Origin of the sequence: Arcobacter rhizosphaerae, assembly GCF_049472155.1 — a bacterium.
Classification (GTDB): Bacteria; Campylobacterota; Campylobacteria; order Campylobacterales; family Arcobacteraceae; genus Arcobacter_B.
On the sequence record NZ_JBMOVW010000002.1, the window covers coordinates 39,571 to 66,106 of the forward strand.

Here is a 26,536-nt window from a genome sequence, read left to right on the forward strand (position 1 = left end):
AAGGAAATATATAATGTTAAGTATAAAAGATTTAAAAGTAAATATTAATGAAAAAGAGATTTTAAAAGGTCTTGATTTAGAAATCAAAGAGGGAGAGATTCACGCACTTATGGGTGTAAATGGTGCAGGAAAATCAACACTTGTGAAAACTTTAAGTGCTCACTATGACTGTGAGGTAACAGGTGGGACAATAACTTATAAGAAAAAAGACCTACTTGATTTAGATGTTAGTGAACGAGCTAATGAAGGTATTTTTATGAGTTTTCAAAACCCAGTTGAAGTTCCAGGAGTAAATAATAGCTACTTTTTAAAAACAGCAATCAATGAAAAAAGAGCTTATGAAGGTCAAGATGAAATCGATGCTATGGAATTTCTAAAACACGTGAAAAAAGAAACTGCAAAATATAATCTTGATAGAAAACTTCTTCAAAGAGATTTAAATGATGGATTTAGTGGTGGTGAGAAAAAAAGAAATGAATTAATTCAACTATTATTACTAAACCCTGATTTAATTATGCTTGATGAAATAGATTCAGGATTAGATGTAGATGCTATAAAAACAGTAGCAAATGTAATAAACGGTATGTTAGATGGTAAAAAATCAGTTCTTATGATTACTCATTATGATAGACTTTTAGAGTTAATCAAACCTGATTATGTACATATTTTAAATGATGGGAAAATTGTAAAAACTGGAGATTATAATCTAGCCTTAGAACTTGATGAAAAAGGTTTTGAGGGAATAGGAATAAAAGATGAGAATAAGTGATTTAGAAAATATTAATCTTCCTTCAAAATATGATGAAGAGTTTAGAAAAGTAGACTTACAAGCTCTTTTTTCTTATGATTTTAAAAATATAAAAAGTTATGAATTGGATATAGTTGGATTAGAATTAAAAGAAGATACAAACAATTATGAGAATCCACTATTTGAAATCACAAAAAACTTTGAGAAAAAGCAAATAATTTTAACTATAAACTCAAATATACCAGAACCTATTTGTTTAGTTCATAAGATAAAAGAGGATGAAACTTTTTATACAAATTCTATAAAAATAGAAGTAAAAAAAGGTGCAAAAGCTTCTCTTATTGAAGTATTTACAAATAGTTCTCAAAATAGTGCTTATAGTGTAAATAGAGAATTTAATATAGAAGAAAATACTGATTTTGAATACGCCAAAATTCAAGATATAAATGAACAAAATAGCTTTTTATTTAATGCAATATTTAAACAAGAAGAAAACTCAAAATGCAAAGTATCAAATTTTGAACTTGGAACTGGCTTAATAGTAAATAGTTATGAAAACAGTATTGACAATAAAAATATTGAGTATAACTTAAATGGTTTAGTAAAATCAAAAGATAGTTCAAATACAGCAAACCTGATCAAAACTATTCATAATAATGAGAGTTCAACTAGTGATATAAACTATAAACATTCACTAAAAGATAAAGCAAAAGCTGTATTTAAAGCAAAATCAATAGTAAATAAAGAGGCTTTATACTCTAAAGCTTTCCAAAATTCAAATACTATTTTATTATCAAATGATGCAACGATTTTTGCTCAGCCTCATCTTGAAATTTTAATAGATGAACTTGAAGCAAGTCATGGAGCAACAACAGGTACACTTGATAAAGAGCAGCTTTTATATTTACAGTCAAGAGGTATAAAAAAAGAAAAAGCTTATGATATGCTTTTAAACGCTTTTGAGGGTCAAATATATGATAATATCAGCGATGAACTAATAAAAGAGTTTATCGATTCTTATGAAAGGACTAAATATGTTTAAAAAAGATTTTCCATATTTTAAAAACTCAGATATTATATATTTAGATAATGCAGCTACAACTCAAAAACCAAAAGAAGTTGTAAACTCTCAAATTGAGTATTATGAACATTACTGTTCAAATACTCATAGAAGTAATTTTGGTCATGCAAATAAAGCAACACAAAAATTTGAAAATGCAAGAAAAGTTCTAAAAGAGTTTATAAATGCTTCTAAAAATGAAGAGCTTATTTTTACAAAAGGTGTAAGTGAATCAATAAACTTTATTGCAGAGTCTTTTGCGAAAGATTTTAAAACTGTAATAATCTCTTCACTAGAACACCACTCAAATATAGTACCTTGGCATATACAAGGAAGAACTTTAGGAAATGGTTTAGAAGTTGTAAGATGTGATGAAAATCTTAGTTTTGATTTTGCTCATTTTGAAGAGTTACTTAAAAACAATCCAAATGCTTTTGTGTCAGTTACTCATATTTCAAATGCCTTTGGAAAAATCCATAATATAAAAGCTATTTGTGAATTAGCACACAAATATGAAGCTGTTGTTATGATAGATGGAGCTCAAAGTTTAGCTCATACTAAAATAGATTTACAAGATATAGATGCTGATTTTTTTGCTATTTCTGCCCATAAAACTTTTGGACCAACAGGTGTTGGAGCTATTTATGTAAAAGAGAAATATCTAAAGGATTTAAAACCTTATCAAACAGGTGGTGCAACTATTGATCAAGTTGACTTTGAAAAATCAACACTACTTGACTCTCCTTATAAATTTGAGGCAGGAACACAAAATATTGCGGGAATTATAGGTTTTGCAGAAGCACTTGAATATCTAAATCATGTTGGATATGAAAATATTGAAGCAATTGAAAAAGATGTATATCACTACTTAGATGAAGAACTTAGAAAAATTCCAGATATTGAATTTTATAATGATATAAAAGACTCTATTGGAAGTAGAAGCTTTAATATTAAAGGTTTAATTCATGATGATATTGGTATTTTAGTAGATAAAATGAAAATAGCATTAAGAGTTGGACATCATTGTGCTCAACCGATTATGAAGCAACTAGGAATAAAAGGAACTATTAGGGTTTCACTTGCATTTTACAATGATTATAAGGATGTAGATGCCTTAATAACTGCTCTTAAAAAAGCTATAAGTATGTTGAAATAAGAGGATATAAAATGAGTAATATAGAAGCTAGAGTTGAAGAAATAAAAGAAGATTTAGACTTTTTTGAAGATGAATTACAAAAATATGAATATATTATTGATTTAGGAAAAAAGCTAGAACCCTTAGATGAAAAACACAAAGTTCCAGCAAATTTAGTACATGGCTGTACATCACAAGTTTGGCTTATTTGTGAACAAAAAGATGGAAAGCTATATTTTTATGGAACAAGTGATGCAATAATAGTAAAAGGTTTAGTTTATATGATTTTACAAATTTTTTCAAATTCTACTGTTGAAGAATTAAAAGAAGTTGATATGGATATTGTACATGAACTAAAATTAGCTGAAGTTATTACCCCAAATAGACAAAGTGGAGTAATAGGAATGATAAAAAAAATAAAAGAGTTTGCGCAAAACGCATGAAGGAAAAATCATGTCATTATTAGACAATAAAGAAGAAATAGAAAAGAAAATTATAAATAATCTAAAAAGTGTATTTGATCCTGAAATTCCTGTAAATATTTATGATTTAGGATTAATATATGATATCGGTTTTGAGATGAAAGGAAATTATTTATACTGTAACGTCCTTATGACTCTTACAAGTCCAGCTTGTCCAGTAGCTGAGAGTTTAGTAGAACAAACAAAATATGTAACACTTGCAGTTGATGAAGTTGATGAAGTTAAAGTTAATCTTACATTTAACCCTCCTTGGTCTAAAGATTTGATGAGTGAAGAAGGAAGAGAAATAATGGAAGCTTCAGGAGCTGTAATATAAAAGTTCAAAAACTATTTTTGAGGGATTAAATAATAATTTAACTTAAAAGAGAAAAATTATTAATAATATTTAAATATTAATTTTATTTTTCTTTTTTAGTTTTCAACTACCTATTTTACGATATTTTGCTAACTAAAACCTTTTTTTAATAATTTTATCTATATAATATTAATCTTATAAAATAATAAAAAGCATATATATGAAAAATAAAAATATAAATTCAACTTTTTTAGAAAATGAAGTAATAATTAGTCCAAAAGAATATGATAATATTTTAACAATACAACATGAAATATTAAATATGATTGCTGAACAAAAAGAGACACAAACAATCTTAGATATGCTTTGTATTTTAGCTGAAACACTTTTACCAAATTCTGTAGCTTCAATTATGATGATAGATGAGAATAAAGAATATATGAATGTTTTAGCAGCCCCTTCAATTCCTAAAGAAGCACAAAAAGAGCTAAATTTTCTAAAACCAGGGCCTAATGCAGGTTCTTGTGGAACAGCTGTTTTTACAAATGAAGCAGTATTTGTAAAAGATGTAAAAACAGATAAAAGATGGGAAGATTTAAAAGAGTTAGTATCAAATTTTTCTTTATGTTCTTGTTGGTCTATGCCAATAAGAAATGAAAATAGAAAAGCTATTGGTTCTTTTGCTTTAACATCTTTTGAAAAAAGAGCTCCAAGTATTTTTCATAAAAAACTACTAGAAATAAGTTCTTCTATTGTAAGTATTATTTTAAAAAATCAAGAAAATGAAGAAAAATCTAAATATTTAGCTTACTATGACAATCTAACTTCACTAAAAAATAAGTCTTATTTTGAAAAATTAATTTATGATAAAAAATTTAGAACACTACTTTTATTAAATATAAATAACTTCAACTATATAAACACTGCTTATGGTTTTACTATAGGAGATAAACTTCTAAAAAAATTAGCTAAAATTCTCAAAGAAAAATTTGCTTCTGATAATACATTTAGATTTAATTCTGATGAGTTTGCATTATTATATGAAGAAAAAATAGATATAAAAGAAAAAATTAAAGAAATCAAAGAGTATTTTTTCTCTAATTCAATCAATATAAAAGAAATAAAAATCAATTTAACTTTTTGCATTGGTGCAGTCTATGATAATAAAAATCTTTTAAGAAATTCATCATTATCTCTTAGAAAAGCAAAAGAATTAGGTAAAAATAGATCTTATATTTTAGAAAAAAACACTCAAATTAACTATGAAACAACACAAAGTTTCATTAATGCTACAAACTTAATAAGAGAGGCAATAGATAAAAATAGTATAATTCCATTTTATCAAGGAATACATGACAATAAAAAAAATGTTATTACAAAATATGAAGTCCTAGTAAGAATAAAAAAAGAGAGTAAAATAATAAGCCCTAGTGAATTTTTAGAAGCAGCAAAACTATCGGGGTTACTTCCTGACATAACAAAAATAATCATAGATAAAAGCTTTGAATATATGAGTAAAAATAGTTATATGTTCTCAATCAATATTACAGAAGAAGATTTAAGTAAAAACTATCTTATTAGCTATTTAAAAAGCGCTTTATTAATTCATAATATTAAACCATATAGATTAACATTAGAAATACTTGAAGGAGTAAGTTCAACAGGTAAAAAAAATCATATAAAACAATTAAAAGCAATTAAAGAATTAGGAATAAAATTAGCAATTGACGATTTTGGAAGAGAGTATTCTAATTTTGAAAGACTTATTGATTTAGATATAGATTCTATTAAAATTGATGCTAAATATATAAAAGACATTGATACAAATAAAAAAAGCTATGAAATCACAAAAGCCTTATCTAGTTTTGCTAAAGGTGGAAATATCTCTTGTATTGCAGAATATGTCTACACACGCGAAATTCAAGAAGTTATAAATAGTTTAGGAATAGACTATTCACAAGGTTACTTATTTAGTAAACCTTGCGAAAAAATAGACTAATTTAGCTTTTTAAAAAACATAAACAGCCGCAAACCATCCAAATAAAACCAATGGTATATTATAGTGAATAAAAGTTGGAACAACTGAATCCCATATATGATCATGTTGACCATCTACATTTAATCCAGAGGTAGGGCCAAGGGTACTATCAGAAGCTGGGCTTCCTGCATCTCCTAAAGCTGCTGCTGTACCTATAATAGTTATTGTTGCCATTACAGATAAATCAAGTTGCATACATAAAGGTGCATAAATAGTAGCAATAATTGGAATCGTTGAAAAGGATGAACCAATTCCCATAGTAATAAATAAACCAACAATTAACATTAAGAATACAGCTAAAGATTTATTATCTCCAATTAAACTTGAAATAGATGAAACTAAAGTTTGAACACCACCTGTTTCATTCATTACATTAGCAAAACCATTTGCAGCTATCATAATAAAACCTATCATACCCATCATTTTTAAACCTTTTTCAAAAAAGTTTTGTGTTTGATTTGCTTTGATTACACCAGCAACGATAAAGATGATAAAACCTGCTAATGAACCTAAAATAATAGAGTTTGTATATAACTGTAAACCCAAAGCTAAAACTACAGAAACAAGAGCTATTAATACATAAAAATTATTTACTTCTTTTTTCTGTGATTCAGTTTCTAATATTTTACTCACATCATAAACTCTTTTTTTTCTGTATGAAAAAAATATGGCTACAAGAAGTCCTATAAACATACCAAATACAGGAATAGACATAGCAATAGGAAGTTGAGCCCTTGAAGCTTCTATACCACTATCAAGTAAGTTTTTTAATAAAATTTCATTTAAAAATATCCCACCAAAACCTACAGGCAATAACATGTAAGTTCCTACTAAACCAAAAGTTATAACACAAGCAACAATTCTTCTATCTAACTCTAACTTAGACATAGAATGAAGTAATGGTGGTATTAAAATAGGAATAAATGCGATATGTACAGGGATAAGATTTTGAGAAGAAATAGCTGCTAATAAAATCAATGTAAGCATTAAATATTTTATATAAATAAACTGCATTGAAGAAGTGCTATTACCTACTTTTTTTATAATCATATTTGATAATAAATCTGTAATACCTGATTTAGAAATAGCTACAGCAAAAGTACCTAACATAGTATAGCTAAGTGCAATAGTAGCTCCATCACCAAGACCAGCATTAAAAGCTTTTATAGTTTCATTTAAGTCTAAGCCAGCACTTAAACCTCCAACAATTGCTCCAATAATTAAAGCAATAACAATATTTACTCTAACAAGCGAGAGTAAAACCATGACCATAACGGCAATAACTACAGAATTCATCTGTTTCCTTTTTAACTACATTTAGTGATTGTTTCACAAACAAAGTTAAAAGTTTACTTAAACTTATGTAAATATTTCATAAAATAGTATTTTAAGAGACTTAGAAGAAAAGAGAAAAACTACCTTTTTTGAGGTAGTTTTTTGTATTATTTATAAAAAGAGTCTATTTTCTCTTTATGATTAGCAGCCCACTGTTCAAAACTCATAGCTCTTTCTTTTTCAACATTTAACTTTGTTTGAGCATAAATTTCTTCTGCTTTATCTTTAGGAATTACAGCAATACCCTCTTCATCAGCGACAATAACATCTCCAGGATTAACAGCAATACCACCAGCAGTAATAGGAACATTTACAGGTACTGCATTTTTTTTACCTCCAGGCATTGGTAGTACACCTCTTCCAAACATTGGCATTTTAAGTTCTTTTATTTCACCAATATCTCTTACTGTACCATCAATTACAAAACCTGCGATTCCTCTTTTTTGTGCAATGGCTGTAACATTTCCACCTATTACTGAATAATCAACTGTATTTGATTGAGCTACAATGATAGCTCCAACTGGTGCTTCATATATTGCTCTATGTAAAGCTAGATTTTCACCTGCTACCATTTCTACTGTAAAAGCAGGCCCTGAAACTCTTGGAATACCTACCCATAATTCCTTCATTCCAGAATCCATAAAACTCTCCCTTTTTAAAGGCCCTGCATAATCACAAGGGGAAAAATCTGCAAACTTTTTATAATCCATTTCTACTCCTGAATATTAATAAAAGTATTATACTCCAAGAAAATAAATCAATACTTACTATTACAACATTCGAGGGATTTGTGATGAATGATGATGTAAAATTGGATTCTCTTTAGAAATATCAATAACATAAGAAAACCTTGCTTCAAAATTAAGTAGTTCATCATCAATAATAAAACGCCAATTGTAAATACCACTTATTATTGAGATAAAATCACTTACTTCTTGAACTCTTAGTGTTTTTTCATGTAAAGTAACACTTAAACCCTCTCTACTTCCAAGCTTCATAAAATAGTCTTGAATTTTTTCTTCTGTATCTAATACTCTATTTGAAAATGTAGGAATTAAAACAGCATTTTTATCATATAAGTTTTCTAAATTTTTAACACTTTTTTCATTTACAGCTTGAATCCATTGCTCAAGTATAACCTTAGAATTTTTTATCATCTTTTTCTCCTTTTATTCAGTTTTTTCTTGAATAATTTTATCAATACTCCAAGATAAGGTTTGCCCTTCAAATAAAGGCACTACTTTTTCATTTCTGTAAGAATATTCCTTAGGAACTGTAAAATCTTTTTTTACCAATACCACTTCTTTACCAAGGGGCTTTAAATCATAAATTTTTTGTGCATTTAAACTTATAAAAGCATTTAAATTATCAATTTTTCCATTTTTTTCAAAAAGCTGTGTTAAAACTTGAAGCAAAATTGGTGAACTAAAAATCCCTGCAGCTCCATGATGGCACTCTTTTGTGTTTTTTTGATGAGGAGCTGAATCTGAACCAAACATTACTTTTGGATGTGCATTAAGAGCTAATTTCAATAAGGCTTCTCTATCTTCTGGTCTTTTTACAATTGGTTTACAAAAAATATGAGGGTTTAACATTCCACCTGCTACATCATCTAAAGTAAGCATTAAATGATGTACTGTGATTGTTGCATATAAATTATCATATTTTTCAAGCAAAGATATAGACTCTTTTGAGGAAATATGTTCCATTATAATTTTTAATTTAGGGAAATTAATAGCCAATGACTCATAAATAGGTAAAAACTCTTTTTCCCTATCCATAACAAAACCTTTTGTTTCTCCATGAACACATAAAGGAATACCTAGTTTAGACATTGATTCCAAAGTAGGTCTTAAAACCTCAACATCCATTGAAGACACACCTGTTTGTGAATTTGTAGTTACTCCAAAAGGGTATAACTTAACTGCAATTATTTCATCTTTTATATCTTCTAAAAACTCATAAGAATAATCTACTTGAAAAAAAACAGTCATAAAAGGTTCAAATTTATCATCTTTACAGGCTTCTTTGATTCTTTTTTTATAAGATAGTAAATCTTTTTTTGTAGTAATAGGAGGTAAAATATTTGGCATTATAAGTGCTCCACAAAAACTATTTGAAGTCATAGGTGCCACCAGTTTTAACATATCATCATCTCTTAAATGCAAATGCATATCTAAAGCTTGATTTATTATAAATTTTTCCATAGAAATTAATCCTTTTATTTTATGCAACTAAGTTGCATTTAAAATTACTTTGATACTATACCAAAATGCAACTTAGTCGCAAAAGGAATTTTATGAAAATAGATTTTAAAAAATCAAATGGTCTTGTTCCAGTTATAACTCAAGAGTTTGGAACAAATGAAGTTCTTATGCTTGGATATATGAATCAAGAAGCTTTAGATTTAACAAATCAAACAAAGATAGTTCATTATTTTTCAAGAAGTAAAAATAGAATATGGAAAAAAGGTGAAAGTAGCGGGCATATCCAAAAACTTATAGATTTAAAAGTTGACTGTGATTATGATACTATATTAGCTATTGTAGAACAAGTTGGAAAATCTGCTTGTCATACAGGTGCTAAGTCATGTTTTTTTAGATCCTATGAACTTGATACTTAGAATATGCTTTTTTATATTTCTTACAAATGAAGCTTTTAGTCATCCTCATACATTTATCGAAGTTAAACCAACAATAAATATAAAAAAAGAAACTATAGATAACTTTAATATAAAATGGATTATTGATGAAATGACATCGATGATGTTGATTATGGAGCTAGATAAAGATGCAAATGGTAAATTTGATAAAAATGAAAATAAATATATTTTCGAAAACTATTTTAGTTCATTAGAAAAACAAAATTATTATATGAGTATTTACTTAGAAAAAAAGAATATAAATATAAAACCAAAAAACTTTAAAGCTTCAATAGAAAAAAATCGTTTAATTTATAGCTTTAATATTGAAAATATTAAAACACTTAAAAATTTAAAGATTGAATTTTTTGATAAAGATTTATTTGTAGGAATGATTATAGAAAAAAAGTATATAAAAACAATAGGTTTAAATAAAAATAAAAGTGAAAAAATAAAAAAATCTGTATTTGGAGTGGATTAAATGCAACTTTATGATAGCTTTTTAAAAGAATTAATACAATATCAATATAAAATAAATAGCTTTATTTCAGAAACAATAAGAAACATAAATGATGAAAATACCTTAACAAGCTCAATTATAGTTTTAAGTATTGCTTTTTTATATGGATTAATACACGCAGCAGGACCAGGTCATGGAAAAACATTAGTTGCATTTTACTTTTCGACTACAAAAAATAAATATAGTCAAGCTTTTATTTTAGGATATTTAATATCAATAGTTCATGCAATTTCTGCATTAGTTTTAACTTTTGGAATATATTTTATTTTAGAGTCAATGTTTAAACAAAACTTTGATTACTACTCAAAAATCACAATGAAAATAAGTGCATTTATGATAATAAGTATAGGTTTTTATATAATTTTATCTTCATATTTTTCAAGAAAACAAAAAGAAAAAAATATAGAAAAAAATAAAAACAAGTATAGTATTGCCATTAGTACAGGAATTGTTCCTTGTCCTGGAGTTATGACTATAGTTTTATTTTGTATTGTATTAAAAAAATATTTATTAGGTATTTTAGCTGCTATTGCTATGAGTATTGGAATGGGTCTTACTATTTCAATAGTTGGTATTTTATCTATTATCTTAAATAAAAAAGCAAATAATTTTTTTGAAAATAAAAGTTTTATACTTGAAATAATAGGTGGATTTTTAATAGTAAGCTTAGGGAGTTTATTATTGAGACCGTTAAATATTTAAGCACAAAGTAAAACTACCTATGACACTTAGGTAGTTTTTAATTTACCTTTTCCTAAAAGCTTGCGCTAATTAAACCTATAGCCGCAAATGACACTATAACTAATAGTATTAAGTTTCTTAGAAATTCCATTTTATATCCTTTTAAAATCTTTTTTTCTGCTGTTAATAAAATTATATAAAATATGTGTCAAGTATAAAATGTAGTATTTCTTTACATTTTCTTGACATATTATTTGCTTTTAAAATCTATAAAAAAAACATTTTGTGAATTTTCATACTTATAACCTAAAGTAAAATCATGTATTTCAATGATTTTATTTACAATATTTAAGCCAAGACCATGTCCTACTTGTTGATTAAGTTCTCTTGTAAAGGGTTGAATATAATAAATAAGACTACTTGAAAGTTTATCAGCAGTATTTTGAATTTGAATTTTATTATCAAAAGATTTAATCTTTATGGGGTAAGTATTTGCATATTTCATTGCATTATCTATTAAATTTTTAAGTGCTATAGTTAAATAGTATTTATCACCTTCTATATCAAAATCATCTTTTATATCAAGAAAAATCTTTGATTCATCATCAATTGAAAGTTTTGATAAAGCCTCTAAAATTAAAGAACTAATTTTAAACTTTGAGGGATTTATTTTTGCGAAGTTAAGTTTTTCTCTTTGTAAAAGTTTACTTATAAGTTCTTCCATATCTATGAAAACATTATTTATATTTTCAATTTGTATATTATCTTTATCGTGTTTTAAGTTCTCAAGTAAAAACTTTGCTTTGGCAATGGGAGTTTTTAATTCATGGCTTATATTTCTTAACAGTTCTTCTCTTGAATGTATTATATCTGCTTGTTTTTCAAGATATGAATTTAAATTATTTGTTATTTCACTTAATTCATTATCTTTACCAATATCAACTTTTATACTATTCTCATCATCTTTAAAAAGCTGTAAAACTCCTTTATTTAATTTATCAAGCATATCTTTTATCTCTTTTGTTATCTTTGATGAAATAACAAAAGATAAAAGAAAAGCTATTAAAAGAAGTATTACTAATTCAAGTTTTATAGTATCAATAAACTGATTTGTATTTTCTTCTGTTTCATCAAGTTTTGTTTGAAGATAAGCAATTTCCTCTTCCAAAAGCTTATGAATTTTTAAATTTATATTTTCAAAGTTTTTATTAAACAGCATAAAATCATTTTGACTTTTACTTTTTTGTACTATTTTGTATAAATCATGATTTATAAGTATTTGTATTTTTTTAAAGTATTCAAATAATTGTTGAAGATTTTCTTTTTCTTTTTTTATTTCTGCATTATTTATAATCTCTTTTTTTTGTGAAAGCAAAGCTTCAAAAAGTTTATTTGATTTATTTAGACGTTCTTGAACTACATCTTTTTTTTCATAATCAGTAATAATATCTAAAACAACCCATGAAAAAGAGTTATTGTATTCTTTTAATTTTTCTACTCTTCTTATTTGATCATATCTATGTATTTGAGTTTTATGTATTTCACTCAAATTAAAAGTAGTGTAAAAAAATACTCCTATAATAGATATAATAATTAGTAAAATTAATGAAAATGAAATAAAAAGTCTTTGTCTAATTGTCATCACAAAACTTGTACCCTATTCCCCATACTGATTTTATATATCTAGCTTCTTTTGAATCATCATTTATTTTAAAACGTATATTACTTATGTGCATATCAATAGTTCTATTTTTAGTATCTTCTTTTAAAGAAGTTTGATTTATAATATCTTCCCTTGAAACTACTTTATTTAAATTATTTATAAACATAAAGAATATTTCTGTTTCTATTTTAGTAAACTCAATTTGATGATTTTGTAAAAACACACTTTTTTTATCTAAATCAATAAATAAATCATTAATCTTTAATTCATCACTATCATTGTATCTTTTAAGTGTTGCATCTATTCGTAAAACCAACTCTCTTGGTTCATAAGGTTTTGATAAATAATCATCAGCTCCTAACTCAAACCCATAAATTTTATTTCCTATATCATCTCTTGCAGTTGAGATAATAATAGGGATATTTTTAATAGCTTTTAGTTTTTTAAAAAGGTCAAAACCATCCATTCTTGGAAGACCTAAATCTAAAATAATTATAGAATAATTAAAATGATTCTTTTCAAACTCTTCTAAGGCTTCTAAGGGTTGAGAATAAACACTACACATATACTTATAATCCTTTAAAAAATCACTTATAAGTTTTTGTAGTTCAAGATTATCTTCAATCAAAAGAACATTTTTATTTTTCATTTTATGCCTTTGTCATTTATTACACTATTTTAATATTTACTCTTTTTTGATATTGATTTTAACCAAAAATATCCAAATAAACCTGAAAATAAAGAAGCACTTAAAATTCCAATTTTTGCTTGAAATATAAGTTCAGGATTTCCAATAAAAGCTAAATCAGCTACAAATATAGACATTGTAAAACCAATACCAGCTAAAAAAGATACTCCAAATACTTGACTCATTGAGCTATCTTTAGGAAGTTGTGCTATTTTTAATTTGATAGCTATCCATGAAACACCAAATATTCCAATGACTTTTCCTAAAACTAATCCTAATATAATTCCAAGGGATACAGGTTCTAAAATAGTAGTTCCAATTGATGCAAAATCAATTTTTATACCAGCATTTGCTAAAGCAAATATTGGAATAATCAATAAAGCAACAGGTAAATGAAGTGAATGCTCTAAACGAGCAGCTGGAGTTCCAACCTCATCAATCTTATCTTTTATATTAGTAAGTATTTTTTTCTGTTCTTCATGCATAGTATGATTTTCTTTAACTGAGTATTCATCATATTTATCTAATAAATGTTTTGTATCTAAAGTAAAACTTTTAGGAGCTCTTTTAGGAGTAGATGGAATAGCAAGTGCTGCAAGAACTCCTGCAATTGTTGCATGAACTCCTGACTCTAGCATAAAAAACCACATAAATAAACCAATAACAAAGTAAGGTAATATAGCATGAATACCAAATCTATTAAATAATATCATTATTAAAAACATTGTTCCTGCTAAACTAAGAGGAAGCATATTGATTGTTTCTGTATAAAATATAGCTATAACTAAAACAGCTCCCAAATCATCTACTATAGCAAGTGCTACTAAAAAAGTCACCAGTGCTGTTGGAACTCTTTTTCCTAATAAAACTAAAGCACTAATAGCAAAAGCAATATCAGTTGCCATAGGAATCCCCCAACCTGATGCTCCTACTGTTCCGTAATTTAAACTAATATAAATAAGTGCAGGGAAAAGCATACCACCTATTGCAGCTAAAATAGGTAAAAGAGCTACTTTAATATTTGATAACTCTCCTGCTGTGATCTCTCTTTTTATTTCTAAACCAATTAAAAAAAAGAATATTGCCATAAGTCCATCATTTATCCAATGATGAAGAGAATGAGAAAGTTTCCATGAACCAACATTGAAATCAATATATGTATGAAAAAAATGAGAATACATTTCAGAAAGTGGACTATTTGCTAAAACTAAAGCTAATATTGTCATTACGATTAAAATTAAACCTGTAGTAGTTTGAGCATGTAAAAACTCTTCAAAGGGAGTTGATACTTTTTTAAAAGCCTTTTCCCATGGTGCATATAATTTCATCTAAACTCCTAATATTTATTTATATTTATAGATTGTCAAATTATAGTGTTAAAATGTAAAGATACTTACATAAGATTTATTGACATTTTCTTGACAATAACAAAAATAAAAGAAATAAAGATGAGATATTTAGGTTTTTGATTTAGTTAAATAAACTGTGTTTAAAGGGATTTTAAAAGCTTAATTATTCAATAATTGACTTGGGTTTGAATATTAATTGCTTTAAAACTCTAATATATCTCATCTTAAAATATTGGAGAATATTTTAATCACATTAAATAATGTTGAAATTGCACTCTTTTCTTAGGAAAGTCCATGCTACTTGTGATTAAAAAAAGTATACAAAAAAACTGTAAATTTTAAAATGTAATATATCTTGACAGTTTATTTACATATATAATAATATAATCTTAACTAATTATATGCAAAAATAAAAATATAAAAATAGTAGGAATAAAAATGTCAGAAAAAAAAGAAAAAGAAGATGATTTATCAGGAAAAATATTTAAAATACTTGTAGCACTAGTAATATTAGTTTTTTTTCTAGTTATTCTAAAACAACCTAGTGGTAGTTTTTCTTTTTCTCAAAATAAATTAAGAGAACCTAGTTCAAAAACAGATTCAAGACCTTCTAAAAGTGTACCATCTGAACTTAAATGGACTGATTCTTTCAAAGGTATTTCCAATGAAGAAAGATAAGGATTAAAAATGGAATTATTATTTATTATTTTTTATATACTTATGTTTATATTAGCTTTATTTCTTTCTTTTCAAAGCTTTAAATATTTTAAAACAATGTGGAAATTTAAAAACAGAAAAAAAGATGGAAGTGAAGACAAAGATTTTAGATATTTTGATTAGTTTTTCTTTTAACAATAGAAATAATTACTCCTAAAGATACTAATATTGTCGCAACTAAAAGATTTGTAGTAAATATTTCATCTAAAAATATTACACTAATCAATATAGCTAAAATAGGTACTAAAAGTTGTAGTATACTAGCTGTAATAATAGTAATTTTAGGTAAAACTTTATACCAAAGAACATAACCAATTGCAGAAGTAATACTTCCAGAAATAAAACTTAATAAAAGGCCATTTAAAGAAATATTCAAACTATGAACACTAACAAATATAAAAAAAATAAACGTAAAAATAAAAGCTTTAAAGAAATTGTCATAAGTACTAAATAAGGCATTTTTAGATTTTTTTCCAAAAACAGAATAAACTCCCCAAGCAAAACCAGAAAGACACATCAAAAATAAATGAAAATACGATATTTTAAAATCTTGTGAAGGATATAAAAGATAAATCAAACCTATAAATGCAAGCACTAAACCTAAGATTTTATTTAAACTTATCTTTTCTTTAAAAAAAATAGAGCTAAATAGCATAGTTATCTGTACAACTGTAAATAAAAGTAATGTTCCAAATCCTGCTTCTAAACTCAAATATGAATAAGAAAAACCAATTGCATATAAAAAAAGCATAAAAGCACTCAACCAATTACTCTTAAAATCTATTTTGTTTTGTTTTAGTTTTTTATTTTGATTAAATTTAATCAAAAAAAGAAGTGTTAAAAAAGCAGAAAGAACTCGGAAAAAAGTAAAAGAATAAGGATCAATAAAACTATTTACTAAAGCTATTTTACATAAAATAGAGTTTAGACTTAAAAATAGTAAAGAAAGAGTTATCAAAATAAATAATTGAAACTCTTTTTTTACTAAGTTTTGCATAGAACTATTTTACTTCAAAAATTCTATCAAGCGTTGCTATTGATAGATACTTATCAAAATACGCTCTATTATATTTTTGTTTTGCAGAAGTTAATAAAAAGTTCGCATCTGTTAAATCTGTAGAAGTTGAAACACCTTCTTTAAATCTATTGTTTACAATTGAATAGTTTTCTTTTGCCTGTTTTAATGCTAAAGTTGCTGTCTCAAAGTTTTCACTAGCAACTTCTAAGGCTGATTTTGCATTTTCATACTGCAAATTTATATCAAGCTGTGTTTTTTGTATTTGTGTTTTTAACTTTGATATTTGTGTATTAAAAATAGCTAATTGCGTTTGTGTAGAACCACCTTCATATAAATTCCAAGTGGCACTTAATGTTGCTACATTTTGATTATCATTTCCATCAATTTCATTAAAACCTAAATCTTCATAAAATCTATTATGTGATAGCTTTGCATCTAGTTTTGGAAGATAAGAGCCTTTTTGAGATTTTTTTTGTTTTTTTAAGGCTTCAAGACTCATTTTTAAAGCTTCAATTTCACTTCTTTTTTCTAATAATTCTTCTTTATGTATAGAAGAAGAGATTGTTTTAGGTTCTAAGTTTTCTATAAACTCATTTGATAAATCAACTCCTCCCAAAATATTTGATAATTGAAGTTTCGCAACTCTAAGATCTGATTTTGCTTTTACTACATTTTGCTTTGCACCTGACATATTTACTTGAACTTGTAAAAAGTCATTTCTTGCCAATAATCCTTGGTCATATTTATTTTTTGCATCATTAAACTGATTGTTAAAAAGTTTATATTCACTTTCATAAGTTTTTAAAGCATTCAATTTATCAAGATAATTAATATATGCTTTTTTAGTTTCTAATATAATATCATGCTTCAAAGCATTTAGTGAATAACTTGAAGATTTTGATAAAAATTTTGAAGCTTGTTTATTTGATATATCTTTTAAACCATTAAATAGATTATAAGAAATAGCTGCACTAAATGTAGCATCTTCTTTATTTTGAGAACCTATTACTTCATTTCTTTTATTATAATCATAAGATAAATCAAGTTTTGGTAAATAGTTTGCATTTGAAAGCTGTATATTTTGAATACTTTGTTTATAATCATAAGCTTTTGCTTTTAGCTCATGATTATTTTTAAGGGCAAGATTTACAGCCTCATCTAAATTTAAAGCAAATGCTTCACCTACAAAAATAGATGCTACTAAAGATAATTTTAATAACTTGTTTTTAATATTTTTCATATACTTATCCTTTATGCTTTACTTACATCAACTGGTTTATTTTTACTTCTTACTACTTGCTCTAATTTAATGAAGAACATTAAAAGTGCAGGAGTTACAAAAATCGTAAAAATTGTAGAGAATGCTAAACCACCTGTAATAACAGATCCTAAACCTCTATAAAATTCTGAACCAGGACCTGGAACTAAAACCAATGGTAACATACCAAAAATAGAAGTTAATGAACTCATATAAATAGGTCTTACCCTTGTTCTTGTAGCTTCAATAACTGCTTTTTTATGTTCCATTCCATGATTATTAATATAATTAATACTTTGGTGAACAATTAAAATTGCATTATTAACAACAATACCAACTAAAATAATAAATCCTAGCATAGTTAAAATATCAAGTGGCTGTGGTGCAATAAAAGCATTTGTTAAGGCAAGCCCAATAAAACCACCAGCTGTTGCTAAAGGAACTGTAAACATAATTACTATTGGATATATAAAGTTACCAAATAATGCTGACATTAATAAGTATACAATAACTAATGCTAATAAAAAGTTACCAAGTAATAAACCAATTGTTTCAGTTAATTTATCTGCTGTACCTGAAAGATTTATTTCTACATCTGATGAAATCATTCCTTTTTCTTTCATACCAGCTAACATTCCACCAATACTTTTCATAGCTTCATCAATAGTCATACCAGGAGGTGGTGTAACTTGTAGTGTAATTGTTCTTTTCCCATCTAAGTGTCTAATTTCTGAAATACCAGTTGTAGACTCATAAGAAGCAAGAGAAGAAATAGGAACTAAAGATCCATTTGGTAAAGCTATTTGAGAACCCATAATATCTTGTGGTGTTTGAATAAACTTATCATCAGCTTTTAAAACTAAATCAATTTTCTTTTTACCATCTTGTTCAAAATCACCTACTTGTCTACCACTCATAAGTACATCAACAGCTACACCTAAATCACGAGAACTCATACCTAAAGCTTTTAGGGCATCTTGGTTAGGTTTGATTCTAACTTCTGGATATAAAAGCTCAACTGATGGAACTGGTCTTACTTGACTACCTTCAATAGCTTGCATAGTAGCACCAAATAATTGTCCTCCAACTGTAGCAATATCTTCAATACTTTCACCACTAATATCAATGTTTACCGTATTACCCTCACCAATACCATTTTCAAATACTCCTGATTGTAAAGATACACCAAATACTGATGGCATTGAGTTTACAATTGGTCTAAACATTGGTATTAAATCTTTTGCTCTATCCTCAACCATTGATGTTCCACCAAATAAATTGAAATCACCAAAAGATACAAAAAAGGCTCTATTTAATCCAGGTACTCCATCTACTTCTTGGTTTACATGAGGTTCAATTCTTTTCATTAAATATGCTCCCATATCATATCTTTCTTGATATGATAAGCCAGGAGGTGCAATCAAAATATTGAAAATCAAGTTTTTATTACCTTGTGGTAAATAATCCAATTTAGGAAATAAAACATATATAGCCCCAACTGAGAAAGTAGCTAATGATAAAATAGTAACTATTTTTGTAAATAAATTTTTTAAAGAAATATTTACAATTGACATAATAAAATCAACTAGCTTTTCTCCAAATTTTGCTACTGCACCTGCATTTTTTGGTTCTTTTTTAGAAATTGCTGCAAACTTTTTCCATAACATTGGAATTACTGCAATTGAAACAAATAATGAGAATGATACAGCTGATGTAACAGCAATAGCAATATCTTTAAATAATTGACCTGCTTCATCTTCTAAGAAAATAATAGGTAAGAATACAGCAATAGTTGTAGATGCTGAGGCAATTAATGCACCCCAAACTTCACTAGCACCCTTATATGCTGCTTCACTAATACTTGCACCATTTTTTCTATGTCTATCAATATTTTCTAAAACAACAATAGCAGCATCTACTAACATACCAACAGCAAAAGAAATACCTGCTAAAGAAATAGTATTTAAACTTCTTCCCATTGCTTGAAGTATAATAAATGTACCAATAACTGATATTGGAATTGCTACTGCTACAACAGCTGTTGGAGATACACTTCTTAAGAATGTAATTAAAATAATAACTGCAAGTATTGCACCTATCATAATATTTTGTTGTACTAAATCAACAGAACCTACAATATAAGGTCTTTGATCATATAACCAATGAATTTTTAACTGTTTTTCTTTTAAAACACCTGCATTTAATTCATTTACAACTTTTTCAACATCATTTGTTAGTTTTACAATATTTGCTTCACTATTTGGTTGAACACCTAAGAAAATACCATCTTTACCTAAGAACATAGCAACAGTACTAGCAGTTTCATAACCAAAGTTTACCTTTGCTACATCAGCAACTCTTACTCTTTGTTCTCTATTTGAAATAAGAATTACATTTTCTATATCTTCAGGTGTTGAGAATTTATGTACTGTTCTAATTCTATATGATCTTCTATCTAAATTTTGAATACCTGCTGAAACATCAACATTTTCATTTTCTATAGTATTAATAACTTGTTGCATAGTAAGACCATAAGAAGCTAATTTGTTTACATCAAACTCAATTTGCATTTCTTGCTCACGGCCACCACCGCCCATAGTTCCTGAAACACCCTCAACTCTTTTTATAGCTGGTTCTATTTCATTATCAAAGAACGTTTTATATTCATCTACATGTCTATCATTACCTTCAAGTGTTTGTAACATCATCCAAATAACTGGACTAGCACTTGCAGTTTCAATTACAGGTTCATCTGCTGCACTTGGATATGAACTTACTTCATTTAATTTATTTGATACATCTTGTAATGCTGCTCTAATATCTGTTCCAAGTTTAAAAGTTAAAGTAATTTCACCATAATTATCTTTTGAAGATGATTCATACTCTATTAAGTTATTTAAACTTTTTAATGCTTCTTCTTGCTCTTCAATTATTTCTCGCTCAATCTCATAAGGAGTAGCTCCACCCCAACTAGTAGTTACTTTAATTTCAGGTTTAGTAACTGTTGGTGTTAATTGATAAGGAAGTTTACTAAGTGATAAAAAACCAAAAATTACTACAATAAGTACTGATACTATTATAGTAACTGGGTTTTTTATGGAAAATTTGATTAAATCCATTGATTATTCCTATTTATCTTTGTTTATAATTTTTACTGGTGATTTAGGGAAAACTCTTTCATTTCCTTTTACCACAATTTGCATTCCTTCTTTTAGTCCTTGTCCTTCAATAGCTACTTTACTAGATAAAAAACCTACTACTTTTACAGGAATCATCATAGCTATATTTTTTTCATCTACTGCAAATACTACATTTTGACCAAATCTTTTAATTACAGCATCTCTTGGTAAAACAAGTGCTTGTTTTATTGCATCTTTAGAAAGACTAACTTTTGCTTCTTGTCCATCAAAAACAAAAATATTTTCAACATTTGCTTTAAATTTAACAGGGAATGTTCTAGTTAATTTATCTCCATTTGGAATAACAGATGAAAGCTTTGCTTTTACAACTTTTTTCCCAATTTTAATATCATACATATCACCCATTCTAAGACCATCTACAATTTCTAATGGAATATTAAATGTAATTTCAGCCTTAGAAGTATCAACTATTTTAGCAATTTTACTTCCTGCTGATACCCATTCACCTAAATTTACACTTTTTTCAACTACAACACCTGAAAATGGTGCTTTAATTCTTTTCTTTTGGCTTTGAATAGTAAGTTCTTTTAGTTTTGATTCTAAAGCTTTTACGTTACTTTTTGAAGAATTTGATTTTAAAAGAGAATCATCATACTCTTTTTGAGTAATTGATTTTGACTCTAAAAGTTTCTTATATCTATTATAATCTTTTGATGAATTTTTTTGTTCATTTTTAGCAATATTTAAATTTGCTTTTGCTGCATTAATTTGTGCTGTTAATAAATCATCATCAATTTGAACTAAAACCTTTCCTTTTGATACTTTATCTCCAACCTCAAAATTTACTTTTTTTACAAGTCCTGAGTTTTGTGCAGCTAGCATAGATTCATTATCAAATTTTAGAGTACCAACAAACTCTTGTAAAGGATTTACTTCACCTTTTTCTAAAGTTGTTGTCTCAACTAATGATGGTCCTTTAGCAAATAAAAGACCCATACCTAAAAAAGCTGTAACTAATATCTTTTTTATCATTATTTTTCCTTATTTTTTTACTTATTTTTTAATTTCTATCAATTTAAATATAATGTCTAAAAAGTTTTCAAATTTTCTTTTTACATCATGGTTATTTTGACTCATTTTCATCAATACTAAACCTTTTTCAAAAATAAGTAAACTTTCTGCTAAATCAATAGCTTCTGGTTTTAAATCACCTATTTTCACACCATCTTCTAAAATTTGTACTAATTGTTTTTTAAAAAAATCATGAGTATCACAATTAAACTCTTTCATAGAACTATTATCATCTGATAAAACAATAGATAGAAACTCTTTATATCCATTGAAATGTTTCATATTTTCTTCACTATCATCTAAAGCAAACTTAAAAAAATGTGCAATTTTATCTCTAGTATTTTTAACAGTCTTGATACTTTCTTTAAATTCATTATGATACTGTTCAATATGAATATTTATAATCTCAAAAATGATGTCATCTTTATTTTCAAAATATTCATAAACAGTACCTTTTCCAATTCCTGCTGTTTTTGCAACTTGGGCTACTGTAATACTTTTCATGCCAACATCATGTATTAAATCAGAACAAGCAAGAGCAACTTCTCTTCTTTTTTCTTCTTTATTTACTTTTCTTGGACTCACTTTACTCCTTTATCATTGACCGACCGTCAGTCAATGTTTTTTGTAGTATATTAGAAGAAAACTTAAAAACTTTTTAATCATTGACCCTTGGTCAGTTAATAAAAACTATTTTTTTATTAGATAAATAATAATAGTGTGTTATAATATAAGTAACAATATTGAAGGTAATTGAGATTGAAAGAAGAAAATAAATTTGAAGCGATAGTTATATTTCCTTGGAATAAAAATTTTGAAACAGGTATAAAACAAGTTGATGAAGAACATAAAACATTAATTAAACTACTAAATAAACTTGCTAATAGTTTAACACAAGATAAAACTTTTGAAATTGAAGAGACTTTTAATGAATTAGCTAAATATGCAGACTATCACTTTAAAAGTGAAGAAGCAGTTTGGGAAAAACATTTAAAAGACAATGTTCTTATTAACTTTCATAAAAAAAGTCATAACTCGTTTCTTCCAAAAGTCCTAGAAATAAGAGAAAAAAATAAAGACAAAACTTTACATGAAACAATAGAAGAAATACTTATGTTTTTAATTAGATGGTTAGCATTTCATATAATTGATGAAGATAAAAGACTTGCTTATATTATTCATTCTATTAAAGATGGAAAACAAATCGATGAAGCTCAATTAATTTCTGATAATCAAATGGGTGGTTCTATGAGAGTATTAATTGATGCAATATTATCAATGTATGACAATATCTCTTCAAAAGCAATAAAACTAATAAGAGAAAGAAAAGCTAGAATTGAAGCCCAAAGAGAACTTCAAAAAATAAATAAAGAGTTAGAGAGATTGTCAATTACTGATCAATTAACAAATCTTTATAATAGAAGATTTTTTGAAGAGCTATTTCAAAGAGAGTTACAAAAATCAAAAAGAAATAAAAATATTTTTAGTGTAATACTTTTTGATATAGATTACTTTAAAAAGTTAAATGATACTTATGGACATGGAAAAGGAGACGAAGCTCTTATAAAAGTAGCACAATGTCTTAAAAAGGTATGTAAGCGTCCAAATGACTTTGTATTTAGAATTGGAGGAGAAGAGTTTACTATCATAATTACAAATGAAGATGCTCACACTGCAACAAATTTAGCACAGCTTATAAGTAAGGAAATCAAAGCATTAAAAATTGATAATATAAATAGTGAAGTATCAGCATATCTAACCATTTCAGCAGGAGTAATATCTATAAAACCTACGCAATATGATACTATTGAATCAATCATGCAACAAGCAGATAAAAAACTTTATCAAGCTAAATCACTAGGAAGAAATATCATTATTGATTAAAATATCACTCAAGATAAAAATATAAAATTATTAGATTTATAAAAAATTTATAAATTTAATAATTTAATACAGCTAACTCATATTTTATTTTTATATAATTGTTTTATCTATAAATCATAAAAGGAGTATTCATGTTATCATGGTCTTTAACATTTTTAATTCTAGCGCTTATTGCTGGGGTTTTAGGATTTACAGGTATAGCAGGTGCTGCAGCAGAAATTGCTAAAATATTATTCTTTATTTTTATAATATTATTAGTTGTTTCAGCAGTTTCTAACGCATTAAGAGGGAAAAAACCCTAATTAAAATTAAATAATAAAATCTAAAGGAGTATCTAAAATGAAAAAAATTATAAATTTATTACTAGTTCTAGGACTGACAGTTTTCACATTACAAGGTTGTATGCAAAATGATACAACAGAAGATAAAATTGAAGATGTGACAGAAGAAGTAAAAGATAAAGCAGAAGATGTAGCAGATAAAGCAGAAGACGTAGTGGACAAAGCTGAAGATAAAATTTAAACTAACTATTACTAAAAGATAGTGTTACTCAACACTATCTTTTTACTTATATAAAAATTAAAATTATTTAACTCTAAAAATATAAATACTTTAAACATAAATCCCATATAATAAACTATGATTATTAAACAATAAAGGATTTTAGATGAAAAAATTTGTTATTTCAAGTTTACTTAGTATTGGTTTACTTACAAGCTCTTATGCTTATGAACAAAATGGAGATTTACAAGTAAAATGGACAGGTTTTAAAACAGAGAAAAAAGCCCCTGTATCTGGTTCTTTTAAAGATATTTCTTTAAATATTAAAAAAGCAGATGAATTATCATCTTTTTTAAAAAGTGCAAACGTTAAAATTAAAACAGCTTCTTTTGACTCTAAAAACCCTTTTAGAGATAAAAATATCACAAGTACTTTATTTTCATTAGCTACAGCACAAACTATTGAGGGTTCAATTTCTGATGTTGATACACAAAAACAAATGTTAACATTAAATTTAACTATGAATGAAGTAACAAACAAAGTACCTATGAAATATGAAATAAAAGATAACTCTATTATCGCAAAAGGAACTATTGAAATTTTAGATTATAAAATGAAAGATTCATTTATGCAGTTTGCTAAAAAATGTGCAGGATTTCATCAAAATAAATCTTTTTCTGATGTAAATATTGAATTTACTCTACCATATAAATAAAAGAAAGCTTATGCTTTCTTTTACACTAAGAAGAACAACTAAGTTGTAAATTTCCATACTCAATAGGTGTAGGATTTGAATATCGTTCAAACTCTTTATGTTCATCAAAAGGATTTTGAGCAATTTTTAGTAAATCATTTACTAAACTATAGTCTTCCTCATGGGCTTTTTCTATAGCTTCTTGAAGCATATAGTTTTTGATAATATATTTTGGATTTACTTTTTTCATAATATTTTGTCTTTTCTCAAAACTACTATTTTCATTTTCACATACTTTTTTATAAGACTCAAACCAATTTAATAAAGGTTCTCTAAAAATAGATATATCCGTAATACTACTTAAATTATCAAAATTATCAAGCTTACTTAATCTATAAAAGAAGACATTGTAATCCATTTGTGAGCTTTCTAAACTTCCTAATAACTCTTTTACTAAAGAAGCATTATTATCACTAGTTTTAGAACCATCTAATCCTAATCTTTTGTTCATAAGATTTAAATATACATTTTCATGTTGTGGTAAAAAAGAGTGTAAATACTCTACTGCTTTTTCTTCATCTATAATAGAGCCCATTGCATTTGCTAAAACCATCAAATTCCATCTTGCTACATAAGGTTGATTGTCATAAGAGTATCGCCCTTCACTATCTGTGTGATTACAAATACAGTTTTTTTCAAAATAATCCATAAAAGCAAAAGGCCCATAATCAATTGTAAGACCTGCCATTGAAAAATTGTCAGTGTTCATAACTCCATGCATAAAGCCATAAGCCTGCCAATAAGCAAGAAGTTCACTACTTCTATCAACTAATTCATAAAACATTTTTTGATATTTATTCTCTTCATTTTTCAGATGAGGATATGACTGATTTATCACATAATCAGCAAGTTGAGTTACATTTGCTTTAGCATCATTTGTCCTTGCAAAAAACTCAAAAGTTCCTATTCTTATCCAAGAAGGAGAAAGCCTCATAACAATAGAGCAAGACTCACTCTCCCACTCTCTATGTGCAAAAGATTCTGAATCTATGATAGCTAAAGCTCTTGTAGTAGGTATTCCTAAAGCATGCATAGCTTCACTCATAATATACTCTCTTATTGATGATCTAAGTACTGCTCTTCCATCTGCATGTCTTGAGTATTTTGTAAGACCTGAACCTTTTGTTTGTAAATGCCAGTTATTTATACTTCCAAGATTTATAGCTCTTCCATCACCTAGTTGTGGCACAAAGTAGCCAAACTGATGACCGGCATAAACCATAGAGTAAGGAATTGAGCCTTTTAAAATTTTTTTCCCATTCATAAAATCTAAAAACTCTTGCCTCTCACACTCTTCATAATCTAAACCTATTAAATCACAGGCTTGTTTGTTGTAAGATACAAGCTTAGGTTTTAAAACAGGTGTTGCATTTAGTTTTTGATATAAGCTTTCATCAAATTCAAAATAATCAATATTTACTTTTAATTCATCTAATTTCATATTATTCTCTTTCATAATTGTTTATATTTATTTTATTCACACTATCAAAAGAAACTATAAAACAAGATAAAATTTATCCTATTTTACTTAACATAAACTAAACGAAAAAAAAATATA

At 26.6% G+C, this 26,536-nt stretch carries 27 protein-coding genes; 14 read left to right on the forward strand and 13 right to left on the reverse strand.

Annotated features, from left to right (window positions below; genetic code table 11):
• Positions 1-13: 13 nt before the first annotated feature.
• The 6 genes from sufC to ACH5BH_RS03290 all read left to right on the forward strand — a co-directional run bounded on the left by sufC (position 14) and on the right by ACH5BH_RS03290 (position 5,719).
• Positions 14-769 carry a Fe-S cluster assembly ATPase SufC gene (gene sufC, locus ACH5BH_RS03265; protein WP_404306325.1) on the forward strand — a complete coding sequence of 252 codons (756 nt, stop codon included), beginning with the start codon at positions 14-16 and terminating at the stop codon, positions 767-769.
• On the forward strand, positions 756-1,790 hold the full coding sequence (locus tag ACH5BH_RS03270) for a SufD family Fe-S cluster assembly protein (RefSeq protein WP_423297435.1): 1,035 nt from the start codon (positions 756-758) through the stop codon (positions 1,788-1,790). Before sufC ends, ACH5BH_RS03270 begins: the two co-directional genes overlap by 14 nt.
• Positions 1,783-2,964 carry an aminotransferase class V-fold PLP-dependent enzyme gene (locus tag ACH5BH_RS03275; RefSeq protein WP_423297436.1) on the forward strand — a complete coding sequence of 394 codons (1,182 nt, stop codon included), beginning with the start codon at positions 1,783-1,785 and terminating at the stop codon, positions 2,962-2,964. Before ACH5BH_RS03270 ends, ACH5BH_RS03275 begins: the two co-directional genes overlap by 8 nt.
• A gap of 11 nt (positions 2,965-2,975) precedes the next feature.
• Positions 2,976-3,386 carry a SufE family protein gene (locus ACH5BH_RS03280; protein WP_404306331.1) on the forward strand — a complete coding sequence of 137 codons (411 nt, stop codon included), beginning with the start codon at positions 2,976-2,978 and terminating at the stop codon, positions 3,384-3,386.
• 10 nt (positions 3,387-3,396) lie between these two features.
• Positions 3,397-3,741, forward strand: coding sequence for a metal-sulfur cluster assembly factor (locus ACH5BH_RS03285; protein ID WP_404306333.1), 345 nt, complete (start codon positions 3,397-3,399; stop codon positions 3,739-3,741).
• 199 nt (positions 3,742-3,940) lie between these two features.
• Complete coding sequence (locus tag ACH5BH_RS03290) at positions 3,941-5,719, forward strand: EAL domain-containing protein (RefSeq protein ID WP_423297437.1); 1,779 nt, start codon at positions 3,941-3,943, stop codon at positions 5,717-5,719.
• A 9-nt stretch (positions 5,720-5,728) separates the two neighbouring features.
• On the opposite strand, the gene ACH5BH_RS03295 is transcribed toward ACH5BH_RS03290, so the two are convergent.
• From ACH5BH_RS03295 to pyrC, 4 genes are all read right to left on the reverse strand, one after another.
• A complete protein-coding gene (locus ACH5BH_RS03295; protein WP_423297438.1) occupies positions 5,729-7,054 on the reverse strand; it encodes a Na+/H+ antiporter family protein in 1,326 nt (441 codons plus the stop codon).
• A 146-nt stretch (positions 7,055-7,200) separates the two neighbouring features.
• Complete coding sequence (locus tag ACH5BH_RS03300) at positions 7,201-7,803, reverse strand: RraA family protein (protein ID WP_423297439.1); 603 nt, start codon at positions 7,801-7,803, stop codon at positions 7,201-7,203.
• 60 nt (positions 7,804-7,863) lie between these two features.
• Positions 7,864-8,250 carry a nuclear transport factor 2 family protein gene (locus tag ACH5BH_RS03305; RefSeq protein ID WP_423297440.1) on the reverse strand — a complete coding sequence of 129 codons (387 nt, stop codon included), beginning with the start codon at positions 8,248-8,250 and terminating at the stop codon, positions 7,864-7,866.
• A 12-nt stretch (positions 8,251-8,262) separates the two neighbouring features.
• Positions 8,263-9,300, reverse strand: coding sequence for a dihydroorotase (pyrC, locus tag ACH5BH_RS03310; RefSeq protein WP_423297441.1), 1,038 nt, complete (start codon positions 9,298-9,300; stop codon positions 8,263-8,265).
• Between the two features lie 92 nt (positions 9,301-9,392).
• On the opposite strand from pyrC, the gene hisI reads away from it, so the two are divergent.
• The 3 genes from hisI to ACH5BH_RS03325 are packed head-to-tail and all read left to right on the forward strand — an operon-like array spanning position 9,393 to position 10,956.
• Entirely contained in the window at positions 9,393-9,716 is a 324-nt protein-coding gene (gene hisI / locus ACH5BH_RS03315) for a phosphoribosyl-AMP cyclohydrolase (RefSeq protein ID WP_423297442.1), read from the forward strand.
• A complete protein-coding gene (locus ACH5BH_RS03320; RefSeq protein ID WP_423297443.1) occupies positions 9,700-10,215 on the forward strand; it encodes a DUF1007 family protein in 516 nt (171 codons plus the stop codon). The genes hisI and ACH5BH_RS03320 overlap by 17 nt, the downstream gene beginning before the upstream one ends.
• Positions 10,216-10,956, forward strand: coding sequence for a nickel/cobalt transporter (locus tag ACH5BH_RS03325; protein ID WP_423297444.1), 741 nt, complete (start codon positions 10,216-10,218; stop codon positions 10,954-10,956). It abuts the gene before it with no gap.
• A gap of 229 nt (positions 10,957-11,185) precedes the next feature.
• Here the strand turns inward: ACH5BH_RS03325 and ACH5BH_RS03330 are convergent, their stop codons facing one another.
• From ACH5BH_RS03330 to nhaA, 3 genes are read right to left on the reverse strand one after another with little or no spacing between them, the layout of a single operon-like run.
• Positions 11,186-12,577, reverse strand: coding sequence for an ATP-binding protein (locus ACH5BH_RS03330; RefSeq protein WP_423297445.1), 1,392 nt, complete (start codon positions 12,575-12,577; stop codon positions 11,186-11,188).
• Positions 12,567-13,247, reverse strand: coding sequence for a response regulator transcription factor (locus ACH5BH_RS03335; RefSeq protein ID WP_423297446.1), 681 nt, complete (start codon positions 13,245-13,247; stop codon positions 12,567-12,569). The genes ACH5BH_RS03330 and ACH5BH_RS03335 overlap by 11 nt, the downstream gene beginning before the upstream one ends.
• Before the next feature lie 29 nt (positions 13,248-13,276).
• Positions 13,277-14,614 carry a Na+/H+ antiporter NhaA gene (gene nhaA / locus ACH5BH_RS03340; RefSeq protein WP_423297447.1) on the reverse strand — a complete coding sequence of 446 codons (1,338 nt, stop codon included), beginning with the start codon at positions 14,612-14,614 and terminating at the stop codon, positions 13,277-13,279.
• 459 nt (positions 14,615-15,073) lie between these two features.
• Between nhaA and ACH5BH_RS03345 the strand changes: the two genes are divergently transcribed.
• Positions 15,074-15,313, forward strand: a complete 240-nt coding sequence (locus ACH5BH_RS03345) for a hypothetical protein (protein WP_423297448.1) — start codon at positions 15,074-15,076, stop codon at positions 15,311-15,313.
• A 9-nt stretch (positions 15,314-15,322) separates the two neighbouring features.
• A complete protein-coding gene (locus tag ACH5BH_RS03350) occupies positions 15,323-15,475 on the forward strand; it encodes a hypothetical protein (RefSeq protein WP_404306359.1) in 153 nt (50 codons plus the stop codon).
• Here the strand turns inward: ACH5BH_RS03350 and ACH5BH_RS03355 are convergent.
• From ACH5BH_RS03355 to ACH5BH_RS03375, 5 genes are read right to left on the reverse strand one after another with little or no spacing between them, the layout of a single operon-like run.
• Positions 15,459-16,349: a DMT family transporter gene (locus ACH5BH_RS03355; RefSeq protein WP_423297449.1), complete on the reverse strand. Its 891-nt coding sequence runs from the start codon at positions 16,347-16,349 to the stop codon at positions 15,459-15,461. The genes ACH5BH_RS03350 and ACH5BH_RS03355 overlap by 17 nt on opposite strands.
• 4 nt (positions 16,350-16,353) lie before the next feature.
• Complete coding sequence (locus tag ACH5BH_RS03360; protein WP_404306363.1) at positions 16,354-17,610, reverse strand: TolC family protein; 1,257 nt, start codon at positions 17,608-17,610, stop codon at positions 16,354-16,356.
• 11 nt (positions 17,611-17,621) lie between these two features.
• Positions 17,622-20,747, reverse strand: a complete 3,126-nt coding sequence (locus ACH5BH_RS03365; RefSeq protein WP_423297450.1) for an efflux RND transporter permease subunit — start codon at positions 20,745-20,747, stop codon at positions 17,622-17,624.
• Between the two features lie 9 nt (positions 20,748-20,756).
• On the reverse strand, positions 20,757-21,800 hold the full coding sequence (locus ACH5BH_RS03370) for an efflux RND transporter periplasmic adaptor subunit (protein ID WP_423297451.1): 1,044 nt from the start codon (positions 21,798-21,800) through the stop codon (positions 20,757-20,759).
• Positions 21,801-21,821: 21 nt separating this feature from the next.
• Positions 21,822-22,424 carry a TetR/AcrR family transcriptional regulator gene (locus tag ACH5BH_RS03375; RefSeq protein WP_404306369.1) on the reverse strand — a complete coding sequence of 201 codons (603 nt, stop codon included), beginning with the start codon at positions 22,422-22,424 and terminating at the stop codon, positions 21,822-21,824.
• 174 nt (positions 22,425-22,598) lie between these two features.
• Between ACH5BH_RS03375 and ACH5BH_RS03380 the strand changes: the two genes are divergently transcribed.
• The 3 genes from ACH5BH_RS03380 to ACH5BH_RS03390 all read left to right on the forward strand — a co-directional run bounded on the left by ACH5BH_RS03380 (position 22,599) and on the right by ACH5BH_RS03390 (position 24,939).
• Positions 22,599-23,723: a GGDEF domain-containing protein gene (locus ACH5BH_RS03380; RefSeq protein ID WP_423297452.1), complete on the forward strand. Its 1,125-nt coding sequence runs from the start codon at positions 22,599-22,601 to the stop codon at positions 23,721-23,723.
• 131 nt (positions 23,724-23,854) lie between these two features.
• Complete coding sequence (locus tag ACH5BH_RS03385) at positions 23,855-24,025, forward strand: DUF1328 domain-containing protein (protein ID WP_404306373.1); 171 nt, start codon at positions 23,855-23,857, stop codon at positions 24,023-24,025.
• A 365-nt stretch (positions 24,026-24,390) separates the two neighbouring features.
• A complete protein-coding gene (locus ACH5BH_RS03390) occupies positions 24,391-24,939 on the forward strand; it encodes a YceI family protein (protein ID WP_423297453.1) in 549 nt (182 codons plus the stop codon).
• A gap of 25 nt (positions 24,940-24,964) precedes the next feature.
• Here the strand turns inward: ACH5BH_RS03390 and ACH5BH_RS03395 are convergent, their stop codons facing one another.
• Positions 24,965-26,419, reverse strand: coding sequence for a protein adenylyltransferase SelO (locus ACH5BH_RS03395; RefSeq protein WP_423297454.1), 1,455 nt, complete (start codon positions 26,417-26,419; stop codon positions 24,965-24,967).
• Between the last annotated feature and the right edge of the window lie 117 nt (positions 26,420-26,536).